This window comes from Kibdelosporangium banguiense, assembly GCF_017876405.1.
In the GTDB taxonomy this organism is placed as follows: Bacteria; Actinomycetota; Actinomycetes; order Mycobacteriales; family Pseudonocardiaceae; genus Kibdelosporangium; species Kibdelosporangium banguiense.
Genome location: NZ_JAGINW010000001.1, coordinates 3,539,133 through 3,552,018 on the forward strand (window position 1 = coordinate 3,539,133; position 12,886 = coordinate 3,552,018).

Sequence of the window (12,886 nt, forward strand, 5' to 3'; positions counted from 1 at the left end):
ATCTGGGGTTAGCCTGCTGGGTATGACCCGTATTGCTCCGCTTGACCTCGTTGATGCCGACGGATTGCTCTCCGACGAGGAGCGTGCAATCCGCGACACGGTCCGTAGGTTCTGCGCCGATCGCATCCGGCCGCACCTTGCGGATTGGTTCGAGCAGGGCCAGCTGCCCGCTCGCGAGCTCGCCCAGGAGATGGGCGGCCTGGGCCTGCTGGGCATGCACCTGCACGGATACGGCTGCGCCGGCACCAGCGCGGTCTCGTACGGTCTCGCGTGCCACGAGCTTGAGGCGGCGGATTCGGGTGTGCGCAGCCTGGTGTCTGTGCAGGGCTCGCTCGCGATGTACGCGATCTACGCGTACGGCAGCGACGAGCAGAAGAACGAGTGGCTGCCCAGGATGGCCACCGGCGAGGCGATCGGCTGCTTCGGCCTGACCGAGGCGGATTTCGGCTCGAACCCCGGCGGCATGCGCACGAACGCCAAGCGCGACGGCAGTGACTGGGTGCTCAACGGCACCAAGATGTGGATCACCAATGGCTCGATCGCGGACGTCGCCGTGGTCTGGGCGCGTACCGACGAAGGCATCCGCGGCTTTGTCGTACCCACCTCGACCAGGGGATTCACCGCGAACACCGTGCCGGGCAAGCTCTCGTTGCGCGCTTCGGTCACCAGTGAGCTCGTGCTCGAGGACGTCCGGCTGCCTGCCGACGCGATCCTGCCGAAGAGCAAGGGCCTGTCCAGCCCGCTTGGCTGCCTGAGCGAAGCACGCTTCGGCATTGTCTTCGGTGCACTCGGTGCAGGCCGGGATTGCCTGGAGACCGCAATCGCTTACGCGGGCGACCGCGAGGTCTTCGACAAGCCGCTGTCGGCCTACCAGCTGACCCAGGCCAAGCTCGCGGAAATGGCCCTTGAACTGGGCAAAGGCATGCTGCTGGCGATCCAGATCGGCCGGTTGAAGGACGCGGGCACCCTGCGTGCGGAGCACATCAGCATGGGCAAGCTGAACAACGTTCGCGCCGCGCTGCAGATTGCTCGCGAGGCGCGCACAATCCTCGGTGCAAACGGGATCACTCTGGAATACCCGGTGATGCGACATGCGAACAACCTGGAATCAGTGCTTACCTACGAGGGGACGAGTGAGGTCCACTTGCTCGTCATCGGCCAGGCGCTCACGGGCGTGAGCGCGTTCAGGTAGGAGGCGTGATGGGGGCGTTGTGGCACCCGTTCTCAGACATGGGTGCGGTCGCTCGGGACGGTGAGTTCGTCGTTTCCCGTGGCGAGGGCGTGTACGTGTACGACTCTGACGGTCGTCAGTACCTCGACTCGACCGCAGGACTGTGGTTCACCAACGTGGGGCACGGCCGCGCTGAGCTCGCCGATGTCGCGGCCGCGCAGATGCGTGACATCGCGGCCTACTACACGTTCGGTGACGTGGCGACGCCCGCGACCATCGAACTGGCCGAGCGGCTCGCCGCGATCTCGCCGATGGCCGACACGAAGGTGTTCTTCACCAGCGGTGGCTCGGACTCGATCGACACCGCCGTCAAGCTGGCGCGCCGCTACTGGCACGAACTCGGCAAGCCGTCGAAGAAGATCGTGATCGGCCGTGAGCGCGGCTACCACGGCACCCACATCGGCGGCACTGCGCTGGCTGGCATCCCCGGCAACCGCGAGGGCTATGGCTCACTTATGCCCGACGCTTCCTCGGTAGCGTGGGATTCGGCCGACGCTCTGCGCGCCGAGATCGAGCGCGTCGGCGCCGACCAGATCGCCGCGTTCTTCTGCGAGCCGGTGATCGGCGCGGGTGGCGTCTACCCGCCGCCGGACGGCTATCTCACCGAGGTCCGCCGGATCTGCCGGGACAACGACATCCTGTTCGTCGCCGACGAAGTGATCACCGGCTACGGCCGGATCGGCGGCGCCTGGTTCGCCAGCACCCGGTTCGCCCTCGACCCCGACATGATCACCACGGCGAAGGGCCTGACCTCGGGCTACCTGCCGATGGGCGCGGTCCTGATCGCGGGCGCGCTGGCCGAGCCGTTCTTCAAGCCTGGCGTCTGGCTCCGGCACGGCTACACGTACTCGGGCCACGCCACGAGTGCCGCCGTCGCCCTGGCCAATTTGGACATTGTGGAACGCGAGGATCTGCTGACCGCGGCCGCCCGTATCGAGTCCACACTGGACAAAGAACTGGCAGCCCTGGCCGCCCACCCGGCCGTCGCCGAAGTCCGCAGCGGAGTCGGTGCCGTGGCAGCGGTGCAGATGGCCGACGCCGCACACGCGCCCGCAATGGTTCGGTTGCTACGCAAGCACGGCGTCTCCGGCCGAGCAGTCGGCGCGGGCGGTTTGCAGATCTCACCGGCCCTCGTGATGACCGATGCCCAGGTCGCCGATCTGGTCACCGGATTCGAGGCGGCACTCCAGGATCTTTGAGATCTGGCACCACGGTCCTGTGTGTGATGGTGGGGAGAAGGACTGCGATGCACCGGTACCCGACTCATCGTTCCGTGGTCGCGTTCGATGTCGAGGGCTTCAGCGATCCGTACCGCGACGACGACGCCCAAACCGCTGTCCGAGCAGGGATGTACAAGGTCATGCGGGAGTCGTTCGCCTCGGCCGGGATCCCGTGGGACGCGTGCGTTCACGAGGACCGCACTGACGGGGCGATCGTGGTCGTCCCGCCGGAGATCTCCAAGGTGCTGCTGATCAGTCCCCTGCTGGGGACCCTGTCCGCGGCGCTGGTCGGTCACAACTCGCAGGCGCGGCTGGCCGAGCGGATCCGGCTACGGCTCGCGGTGCACGCGGGCGAGGTCAGCATGGACGATCACGGCCTGTCCGGGACCGATCTTGTTGTGGCGTGCCGGTTGCTCGTCGCCGAGCAGCTCAGGACCTCTCTTCGCCACTCCCCGGTCCCGCTCGCCGCGATCGTGTCGGACGGGATCTACGACGGCATCGTCCGGCATTGCTACGGCGACATCGATCCGGCGAACTACCATCCGGTGCCTGTCAGCGTGAAGAGAACCCGGCTGCAGGCGTGGATCCACCTTCCCGGGACCGAGACGCCGCCGGTCATCGAGCGTGCCCCCGCCGCAGGCATGCTCGATTCGCCACGCCAGCTCCAGCCTGGTGTCGCCACATTCGTCAACCGGAAACAGGAGCTCAGGGCCCTCGACCGGGCCCGCCGTTCGGGGCGGCTTGTCGTGCTCGTCGGGCCGCCTGGCGTCGGGAAGACGGCGTTCGCACTGCATTGGGCCCATCGCGTGCGAGACCGGTACGAAGGCGGCCAGTTCTACGCCGATCTCGGCGGCCCAGGCCGGCCGGTGGAGCTCGCCGAGGTTTTCGGAAAGTTCCTGCGGGCACTGGGAATCGCGCCGCCGCAGGTGCCGCTCGACCTTGACGAGCAGGCGGCGATGTTCCGGTCGCTCACAGCAGGCCGACGGCTGTTGGTGTTGCTGGACAACGTGGCCTCGGCCGACCAGGTTCGTGCGTTGCTTCCATCTTCGCCCATGAGTGTCACGGTCGCCACGAGCAGATCGCAGCTCGAAGCGTTGATCGCTGAGGGTGCCCAGTTCGTCCAGGTCGACAGGCTCGCCGTCGAGGACGGCGTCGAATTGCTCGCACGCACGGTGAGCGGGCAACGGATCAAGGCGGAGCCCGGCGCGGCGCGTGAGCTGGTGAGAATGTGCGACGGGTTGCCTGTCGCACTGTGCGTGGTGGCGGCCCGGCTGGTGTCGCGACCGAAGTGGACAGTCCAGAAAGTCGTTGCCGATCTGGTCGACGAGCAACGCAGGCTCACCCGGCTCAGCTACGGCGACGACCTGTCTGTCAAGGCGGTGTTCGACGTGTCCTATCAGGCTCTTTCCCTGCCCGCGGCCCGGCTCTACCGATTACTCGGCATGCACCCCGGCCCGGACTTCGACTCCGGCGTCGCCGCTGCTGTGCTGGCCACGTCGCATTCCGACGCGGAACACCTCGTGGACGAACTGCTCACGGCCAACCTGCTGGAGGAGGTGGCCGAGGACTGCTACCGGTTCCACGACCTGATCCGGCTGCACGCGCTGTCGCTTGCCGAGCGCGACGAGTCCGCAGCCGACCAAGCGCTTGGCCTGCGCCGGATGCTGGACTGGTACCTCGCAGCCGCAACCGAGGCAGGCCACGTGGTCACCCCGCACCGCCAAGGGCTGCGGCGCGATATCGAGCAGATTCCCCGGGAACCGGTCACGTTCGGCGGTCACGCCGATGCCATCGACTGGCTCGACCGGCAGCGGCGTAACCTGCTTGCCGCCGCCCGTAAGGCTTTCGAGCAAGGACTGCGCACGGTGACGTGGCAGCTGGCGGACGCCATGTGGGGCCTTTTCCTTTTCCGCAAGCACTATCACGACTGGATGCAGTTCGATCTGCTCGCGGTCGAGGCGACCCGCGGTGGTCCGGACGTCGCCGCCGAAGCCGAGGCTCAGGACCGTCTCGGGCTGTTGTTCCAAGCCCTGGGGCGCAATGACGAGGCGTTGCAGCACATGCAGCGTGCCGCTGAGCTCTGGCGGCAGCTCGATGAGCGCCACCGGATGACCAGTTCGATCGAACGTTTCGGCTTCGTGTACCTCGACCAGGGCCGGATCGAGCTCGCGATCGAGCACTTCCAGCAGGCGCTGGCCGGATACCGGGAACGCGGCGAGCAACGCAGCGCCGGTCTCGCGTTGATCAGCATCGGCCGGGCCATGACCGAGGCAGGGCGTTACGACGAGGCGATCGGGTCTCTGCACGAGGCCCGCGCGGAACTCGGCAGTCTCCAACCGTCGGATCCATACAACTTCGCGAGGGCATTGCTTGCTTTGGGGCGTGCGGAAACCGGTGCGGGCAACTGGGAAACCGCGCGTGAGAACCTCACGGAAACCCTAGCGGTGATGCGTGAAGTGAAGTCCCCATTGGGCGAAGCGGACGCGCACTGGGCTTTGGGCGAGCTTTATGACAAGTCAGGCCAACGCTCTTTGGCTCGGGAGTACTACCAGCGCACCGAGACGATGCTCACCGAACTCGGCAATCCGGGCGTCGAGAAGGTGCGGGCCCAGCTCGACGCGCTTGGTTGACCGTCACACCGTCAGGACTTTGCGGTAAGTGGGCGGGATCGGGTCGTCGGACGGGTCGGTCACCGGCTCGCCTTCCACCTCGATCCACGCGTGGAACGTCTGAGGGTCGACCGCTGTGCCCAGACACCAGTCGATCCCCAGGCCGGACAACGCACCGGCGAGCACTGCGGTCAAGGACAGTTCCAGGCACGCGACCCGGCCCGGATAGTAGGTGCTGACGCGATGGGCGGCGGCCAGGATCGAACGGGCTTCATCGACAGATGCGTTGCGGCGCAGCAGAAGTCGCCGTAACCGGATGACGCTGGTTGTGACGATCCGGAACGGCAGCCGCAGCAGCACCACGGCGAGCACGAAACCGGCCATCGTGATCACCCACTGGCCGGCCGTGATCGGCCGTCCCGGCTTGGCCGGGGTCATCAGGACCGCCGCCGCGCTTCGCTTGAAGTCGTCGGCCAGGACAAGCAGCCCTCGTTCGACCAATGTGCCCACGAGCCGGTCGACGTCCTGGCGAATCCGCTCCGCCGGGATGTCCGGGTGCCGGTGGATCAGGGCCTCGACGGCCTCGTCCAGACCGACGTCGGACCGCAACGCCAGGAAGACGTCCGTTCCGGTCCGGTTGAGCTTGTGCCACCGGCCAGTCGCCTGGTTGAGCAGGACAAGATCGCCGTTGCTGTCCTCGGCGGCGTGCACACTGTCCGGGACGGTGAACTCGTTCAAACGCCGCTCACTTTCCGGGAGAGGGCACGAAGCCACAGCTCGACCGCGAACACCTGGTCGAGCTTCGACCAGGGCACCGGCAGGCCTTGGACCGCTCGTTCGAGCGTGGCCCGTACCGGAACCGGATCGACTATGCCGTGGTCCGCGGCGGCGGACTCCCGGAGCAGTTCGCGCAATGCGGGCGCTGCTTGCCGGACTCCCCGATAGGAACTGCTGGTGTAGTCGCCCTTTGTTGGGCGGTCGAGCACGGCTCGCGGCACCAGCCCGGTCAACGCCGCCCTCAGCAACGGCTTCGGCCCCGCGAGACCGGCCCGGCGGTACGCCGGAAGGGCGAGGCAGGCCTGGACGACCTCGGTGTCCAGGTACGGAGCATGGACTTCGATGCCGAACTCCATGCCGGCATCCCGGACCGCTCGCTGCGTCATCACCTGCATTCGCAGCAGGCTCAGCGTCACCGCGTCCGCCACGCCGATGTCGTCTGTTGGTGTGTCCGCACGTGATCGGAGTTGCGCGGCCAGGTCGGCGCGGGCTCGTCTGGTCAGCCACTCCGCTTGTGGTGAACCCCAATGACGGATCGCCTTGTTAGGCCACGGCAGGGTGTCATCAGCAGGGGACGCACGCTCAACCGCTGCGGCCAACGAGAGGAGCGCCTGCCTGCGGGGCGTCGTGGCCACGTACATCGCTCGCCTCAGCAACGCGAGGGGCGAGCATTGCCTGACTCTGGCCCACCGCATGCAATGCGTCCACAACGCGGACACCTCGCCGTGGCGGACCAAATCCGCCAGGTAGGTGGGCGGGGCACTGGCCACCACGTCCCCTCCCTCGCCCACCAGGTGGAGAGTGGAGCCCTGCTCGGCGGCCATCCGCAGCCTCGACCGCGTGGAGCCGACTCCCAGCGACGACGGGTGTGGTTCGTCCTCGGACGCGACAAGGTTCATGTACGGCAGGTCGTCCTGGGTGGAAGGGACCAAGTGGTGGGTCAGCTCCGGCGCCAGCGCCGCGTATCGCCTGGCCCACCGTAGATCGTCCGTCTCGGCCGCCGAATGGTGGAACGTGAATCCCGAAACCTCTGCTCCGGCACGCATGCTCAGGAACATCAATACCGACGAGTCGATACCCCCGCTGAAGTCTCCCGTTATCACTGGTGCCGTGGCCACACGCGATTCCACCGATTTCAGAAGGGCCGACCTCAGCCGCTCCGCGGCATCTTCGAATCGGGTTCCGCGATCGATCGAGACCGAACCGACCGGTTTCATCTCAATACCGGTCGCATCGACGTTCACCACATGTCCGGGCGGGAGACGACGTACCTCCGTGAACGCGGTGTGATTGTCCATTATGTCGAGCACGTCGGAACAGGCAATGCCAGTCGCCAGCCGGACATGGTCGACTCCGATATTCTCCCGCGCGGCGAGTTCGACGGCGGACGAGGAGAACCAGGTCCCGTCCGCGGCGGCCGTCGAGTACACAGGAAACTGTCCAACCGGGTCGGTCAGCAGGACGACTCCGTCCGGCAGGAGGACCACAAGGGAATAACAGCCGGGCCAGCCGCTCAGCACGGGATGCGGTTGCCGGGTCCGGCTCACGACCGAGAGGCCTTCCGTCAGCTGTGTGTCGGAGGCCAGGCAGTGACCGAGAACGATCATTCGCACGGCGTCCGCCTTGATCGTCCGTGCCTGGCGTGTGACAAGTTCCGGCGATGACGACCCAGCGCGCCACAAAACCACGAAGTTCATTCGAGCCTCGCGAACGAATATCAGAGTCAAACTCCGCCCATCCGCGTCAGGCTAGTCGTAAGTCTGCTTATTATTGTCCTCGTAGGTAGTACCATTGACGCCCCGGGTGACCTCAAGGACGGCACCGAAATCTAAAACGGCAGGCGGTTCATAATCCCGATCACCGATTGGCACGTCGTGATTGTTCTCACTGCCCCGTCGGGCCATCGGCCACCTCCCAGGCTGCCATCCCACTCGGTCACCTGCGCTTAACAGTACGTTGATACTAGCCGCACGCGCACATCACCCACCAGTGACGAACGGAGGTACCTGTTCGGGGTACACCTCGGTCGCTCGCGCAAATATTCCACGACTATTTCTCGATAATACGGAAGTCGCAATTCGCAGCTACTATGGCTTCAATTGACCGCTGCTCAACCGGCCCTATACTGCTTCCTGGGTAGACTCGATGACTACCTGAGTTCGGTTCGAAGCCAGAAGGGATCGCCGCCGTGACGTCGAGCAGTACCACCTATGATGCGAGGAAGCTGCTCTGGACGCCATCCGACTCCCTCCGTGACGCCAACCGGCGCAAGATCATCCGCGCGGTGATGGTCGAATCGGCCACCCAGGTCAACATCGCCAAGCTGACAGCCCTGTCCCCTGCCACAGTCTCCGGACTGGTCAACGAACTCGTGGCGGAGAAAATCCTGCGGGTGGACTCCGCCGGCGACGGCGAGCGTGGCAAGAAGCTCCGCGTCGGCAACGTCCGGGGAGTCGCGGTCGGTATCGAGGTCAACCACAACGGTCTTGCCGTCGCGGCACGACGGGTCGACACCTCCGCCATCGAATTCGAGACCGCTGACTTCGGCGCGGACCAAGGCGGCAACGTCTGGGTCCGCGAGGCCAGCCAGCTGATCAGGGAGCTGGCAGGGCAGACCGGACTGGACGCCGACCACATCGTGTCCTTCGGTCTCGGCATCCCCGCCGCGATCGACCCACGGACCGGGCTGGTGAGCCAGGTGGCGGCGTCACTCGACTGGGACCTCGCCGGAGACCCGAAACAACGGTTCAGCGACCAGTTCCCGAGTGTGCCGATCATCGTGGACAACGAGGCCAACCTGGCTGCGTACGGCGAGTACATCTACGGCGCCGGCCGCGGCAAGGAGACGATGTTCCTGGTCAAGGCATCCACCGGCATCGGCGCCGGCCTGATCGTCGGTGGCCTGATCTTCCGGGGACGGCACGGCCTCGCCGGGGAAATCGGTCACCTGACCATGGATCCGCTGGGAATCGTCTGCCGGTGCGGAAACCGCGGCTGCCTTGAGACGCTCGTGGGCGGTGCCCGGCTCATCGAGCAGGTCCGGCAGGCGTACGCCGGCTACCGGATGGACCTGCCCACCAGCCTCGAGGCCATGATCGAGCGCGCGAAGGCCGGCGACCATGTCTGCCGCCGGGTCCTGCAGGACGCGAGCCGCAACATCGGAGTCGCCCTCGCCAAGGTCGCCAACGTGGTCAACCCGGACGTCATGGTGCTCGGCGGCGATCTCGGCCGCGCCTCGGATCTCCTGATCGACACTGCCATGCACGAGATGAAGCTGTTCTCGCTACGCGGTATGTACGACCACCCGGTGCCCACCAAGCTGGTCGGTTCCGAGCTCGGTCAGTTCGCGGGTGCCCGCGGTGCGCTCGCGTTCGCGCTCAAGGCCGACTCGACAGTTGCGCCTTGACGCAAGCGTTAGTACGAACGAGAAGAGGCTTGACTTCGATTCGAAGAGTCGTACGCTTTGATATATCCAACGTGGGATTCCCAGGGTTGGGAGGAGCGTGCGATGAGGCTTCGAGTAGCGAGACGCCGCCCGCTGGGCAGGTGTCCGACGATCCGACCGCCTATCCGGCCCGTCGGTACTCACATCGCAAAGAAAAAGGGCGGCCCTGCTGGCACAGGAACCGCCCATGGTCCGCATCGCCGGTCCCACCGCAAAGTCAGGAAAGGCTTGCTGAGCCATGTACATGATACCGCGCCGCCCTCAGACGGCCGAACCCTTACATAAGGCGGAGCCCGGCCGTCTCGGCAGGAGCGGGATCCGGAAGCTGCGGACGTCGGCCGCGCGGTGGACGTCGACTCGCGGCACTGCGGCGATTCACATCATGCGGCGAGCTCTGCCCCCGTCGTTAGTTGATGTTCATCCCGAAGTGCGACCGTGGCGGACGGTCAACGTCGAACGGGTCGTCTTGGTCGCCGCGCATACTGTCGCCAGCCTGATGCGTCTTGAGGACATCATCCCGCTGATCGAGGTCGACCCCCGGGTGCAGCTGGTATTCACCCAGGTGCCCGACGAACTGGGCAACGGTGTCGAACGACGGCTGCGCAACCTCGATGTGCGGGTGGTCCCCTGGGAGGAGGCCACTCAGAGCTCATTCGACCTGGCGATCTCGGCGAGCCTGCACCAGATGGAACGGATCCAGGCTCGCTACCGGTTCGCCGCGCCGCACGGCGCCGGATACAACAAACTGTGGCCGCTGCTGGATTGGGACGGGGCTCGAGAGGACAGGCCGGTGTACGGCCTTGACCGCCGTTCGTTGATGCACAACGGCCAGCCGGTGTTCGACGCGATCGTGCTCCCGCACCACGATCACCTGACAACTCTGGAAAAGCAGTGCCCCGAGTCGGTGCCTGCCGCGGTCATGGCAGGCGATCCCTGCCTGGACCGGCTGGTGGCATCGCTGCCCGACCGTGAGGCCTACCGGTCGAGGATGGGGGTCCGAAAAGGACAGGTTCTGGTCGCGGTCGCCTCCACATGGGGGCCACAATCTCTGATGGCGACCCGCCGGGACCTGCTGCTTCGCCTGCCCGCCGAACTGCCCGGCAACCACAAGGTGATCGCGACGGTGCACCCCGCTGTGTGGGCCGAGCACGGCGCCCGCCAGGTGCGGGTCTGGCTGCGTGACGTCCGGGAGACGGGAGTCGACCTGATCGACGTCGGCGAAGACTGGCGTGCGCTGGTCACCGCCGCCGATGTCCTGGTGGCCGACCACAGTTCGGTCTCGGTCTACGCGGCTGCGGTCGGTCTTCCCGTGCTGCTGAGCCATTTCGCCAAGGACGAGGTCGACCCGAACTCGATCATGGCCGAACTCGCCCGGCTGAGCCCGAGACTGGATCTGGACAGGTCGCTCTTCGAACAGGTGCTGGCCGCCCGGATGAGCCCGCCGGTCCAGTGGAGCGCGGCGTTCGAACGGGTGTCCGCCGCACCGGGCGGATCCGCGTCCCTGCTAAGGGAAACGCTCTACCGCCTGCTCGGGCTCGACCAGCCGGACCTGGCCGCACGATGGACCCGTGTTCCGGTTCCCAAGATGGTCAACGACATCGACTGGCCGTGACGCCGGTGGATCGCGGCCAGTCCGTGCACTGTGGAGGCTGAGCCGCGATCAGCCGGGTCATCCCTTCGTACGACCGTTTTCCGGCCGGAACTGTGTTCTCATTGTGGTTGTGCTGATGGGCCAGGTGATCGTCCGCTACCGGGACCGTCCCTGGTGGGACGTTTTCGTCGCGCTGACCACCTTCGCCGTGGCGCTGGTGCTGTACGGCACAGGCTTCTACGCGGTGTCCACCAGTGGGCAGATGCCGATATGGATGCTCATCCTGCAATCCGCGGTGCTGTGCGTAGCGCAGATGTTCCGTAAGAAGGCGCCGCTGATCGTGCTGGGTGTCGCCACGGCGATCCTGCTCGCGGACTTCGCCTACGGCCTGACCATTCCGGTCATCATCGTGTTCGTCGACCTGCTGTTCTCCGCGACGATGAACAGTCCCCGGACGGCCAGCCGGTTCATTCTCGGCAGCGTGATCGTGATCGTGCTGGGTGTGGGCGTGGTGACGGCGGCCTTGTCGCTGGAGTGGCGTAACGCGTTCTTCAACATGATCAACGCCTTCACCCTGCTGGTAGTCCCGGTGTGGTGGGCGATCAACGTGCGGCAGGTCACCGAGATCGCCGACGCCGAACGAGCCAACTCCCGGCAGCTGAGGAAGATCGCAGAGCTGGACCGGCGCACAGCCGTGGCCGCCGAGCGCGCCCAGATGGCCCGTGACCTGCACGATGTCGTCGCCGGGCACCTCTCGGCGATCGCGATCCAGTCCGAGGCGCTGCTGACGATGGCCGACCGCGACCCACAGCTGGTGAAAACCGTGCTGAAGTCCGTGCGGGAGAACAGCATCCAGTCGCTCGCCGAGATGCGCGCGATGATCGAGGTCCTGCGCGCCGACGGCGGCCCGGAGGACCCGCGGACCGCGCCCGCGCGGCTGGCCGAGCTGGACCGGTTGGTCGACTCGGCCCGCGCCGGCGGGCTCGACCTCGACGTGCGACGATCCGAGGACACGGCTGAGCTTCCGGTGGCCGTCGACATGGCGGCATACCGGATCGTGCAGGAGGCGTTGACCAACGCCCTGAAACACGCGTCCGGCGGCGTGGCGAAAGTAGAAGTCCGGGTGGACAACGAAAAGCTGGTCGTGGAAGTGACCAACGAACTGACCGGCGCACCGGGAACCGGGACAGGCACCGGACTCGTGAGCATGCGAGAGCGTGCCCACGCCGTCGGCGGCGAGTTCTTCGCCGGCCCATGGCACGGCGGCTGGCGAGTCCGCGCGAACCTGCCGATAGGAGGAATTGCAAGTTGATACGGGTGCTGGTCGCGGACGATCACGCGGCAATCCGAGCCGGCCTGGTCCTGATTCTCAGCGGTGCCGACGGAATAGAGGTCGTCGGCGAGGCGGGCGACGGCGCGACAGCCGTGCGCATGGCCCGCACTCTCAGGCCTGATGTGGCGTTGATGGACGTCCGCATGCCCGGAATGGACGGCATCGAGGCAACAAAGGAACTTGTGCGCGACAGCGTGTGCGACGTGTTGGTGCTCACCACATTCGACCTGGATGAATACGTGCAAGGCGCGCTTCGAGCCGGCGCGGCGGGTTTCCTGCTCAAATCGGTGGAAGCGCACCGGTTGATCGAGTCGATTCGCCTGGTCGCGGCAGGGGACGGGGTGCTCGAACCCAAGATCACCCGTCGCCTGCTGTCAGCCTTCGCCGCGGCCGTGCCCAAGCCCACCCGCGAGCCCGACGGCCTCGACCAACTGACCGAACGCGAACGCGAAGTCCTCGTCTGCCTAGGCGAAGGTCTCTCCAATCAGCAGATCGGCCGCCGGCTGTACATCGGCGAGACAACAGTCAAAACACACGTCTCCCGAGTGCTCACCAAACTCGACCTTCGTTCTCGTGTGCAGGCCGCGATCCTCGCCCAGGACGCCGGACTGGTACCGGACCAGAATGGCTGAGTTGCGCTGATCCGGTGATGCTGCAGCACAATTCTTGACAGTGGCGGT

The 12,886-nt window shown here is 66.2% G+C and carries 9 protein-coding genes; 7 read left to right on the forward strand and 2 right to left on the reverse strand.

Going from position 1 to position 12,886, the window contains the following annotated elements:
• Positions 1–22 precede the first annotated feature (22 nt).
• Genes JOF56_RS16825 through JOF56_RS16835 form a run of 3 tightly spaced genes read left to right on the forward strand, consistent with a single transcriptional unit; the run spans position 23 to position 5,081 of the window.
• Positions 23–1,192, forward strand: a complete 1,170-nt coding sequence (locus JOF56_RS16825) for an acyl-CoA dehydrogenase family protein (RefSeq protein ID WP_209638854.1) — start codon at positions 23–25, stop codon at positions 1,190–1,192.
• An 8-nt stretch (positions 1,193–1,200) separates the two neighbouring features.
• Positions 1,201–2,430, forward strand: coding sequence for an aminotransferase family protein (locus JOF56_RS16830; protein WP_209638856.1), 1,230 nt, complete (start codon positions 1,201–1,203; stop codon positions 2,428–2,430).
• A gap of 47 nt (positions 2,431–2,477) precedes the next feature.
• On the forward strand, positions 2,478–5,081 hold the full coding sequence (locus JOF56_RS16835; RefSeq protein WP_209638859.1) for an ATP-binding protein: 2,604 nt from the start codon (positions 2,478–2,480) through the stop codon (positions 5,079–5,081).
• Positions 5,082–5,084: 3 nt separating this feature from the next.
• Here the strand turns inward: JOF56_RS16835 and JOF56_RS16840 are convergent, their stop codons facing one another.
• Both JOF56_RS16840 and JOF56_RS16845 read right to left on the reverse strand, forming a co-directional pair.
• The gene (locus tag JOF56_RS16840) at positions 5,085–5,798 is read right to left on the reverse strand and encodes a lasso peptide biosynthesis B2 protein (RefSeq protein WP_209638861.1); all 714 of its coding nucleotides are present in this window, start codon (positions 5,796–5,798) and stop codon (positions 5,085–5,087) included.
• A complete protein-coding gene (locus JOF56_RS16845; RefSeq protein WP_281065444.1) occupies positions 5,795–7,534 on the reverse strand; it encodes an albusnodin/ikarugamycin family macrolactam cyclase in 1,740 nt (579 codons plus the stop codon). Before JOF56_RS16845 ends, JOF56_RS16840 begins: the two co-directional genes overlap by 4 nt.
• Positions 7,535–8,025: 491 nt before the next feature.
• On the opposite strand from JOF56_RS16845, the gene JOF56_RS16850 reads away from it, so the two are divergent.
• The 4 genes from JOF56_RS16850 to JOF56_RS16865 all read left to right on the forward strand — a co-directional run bounded on the left by JOF56_RS16850 (position 8,026) and on the right by JOF56_RS16865 (position 12,838).
• The gene (locus JOF56_RS16850; protein WP_209638865.1) at positions 8,026–9,243 is read left to right on the forward strand and encodes an ROK family transcriptional regulator; all 1,218 of its coding nucleotides are present in this window, start codon (positions 8,026–8,028) and stop codon (positions 9,241–9,243) included.
• A gap of 466 nt (positions 9,244–9,709) precedes the next feature.
• Positions 9,710–10,894, forward strand: coding sequence for a CDP-glycerol glycerophosphotransferase family protein (locus tag JOF56_RS60115; RefSeq protein ID WP_209638867.1), 1,185 nt, complete (start codon positions 9,710–9,712; stop codon positions 10,892–10,894).
• A 115-nt stretch (positions 10,895–11,009) separates the two neighbouring features.
• Positions 11,010–12,185: a sensor histidine kinase gene (locus JOF56_RS16860; protein ID WP_209638869.1), complete on the forward strand. Its 1,176-nt coding sequence runs from the start codon at positions 11,010–11,012 to the stop codon at positions 12,183–12,185.
• Positions 12,182–12,838: a response regulator gene (locus JOF56_RS16865; protein WP_209638871.1), complete on the forward strand. Its 657-nt coding sequence runs from the start codon at positions 12,182–12,184 to the stop codon at positions 12,836–12,838. The genes JOF56_RS16860 and JOF56_RS16865 overlap by 4 nt, the downstream gene beginning before the upstream one ends.
• The last annotated feature ends 48 nt before the right edge of the window (positions 12,839–12,886 follow it).

Coding starts and splice junctions, on each gene's coding strand:
- JOF56_RS16825 (WP_209638854.1), top strand. CDS start 23: ATGACCCGTATTGCTCCGCTTGACCTCGTTGATGCCGACGGATTGCTC.
- JOF56_RS16860 (WP_209638869.1), top strand. CDS start 11,010: ATGGGCCAGGTGATCGTCCGCTACCGGGACCGTCCCTGGTGGGACGTT.
- JOF56_RS16830 (WP_209638856.1), top strand. CDS start 1,201: ATGGGGGCGTTGTGGCACCCGTTCTCAGACATGGGTGCGGTCGCTCGG.
- JOF56_RS16835 (WP_209638859.1), top strand. CDS start 2,478: ATGCACCGGTACCCGACTCATCGTTCCGTGGTCGCGTTCGATGTCGAG.
- JOF56_RS16845 (WP_281065444.1), bottom strand. CDS start 7,534: ATGAACTTCGTGGTTTTGTGGCGCGCTGGGTCGTCATCGCCGGAACTT.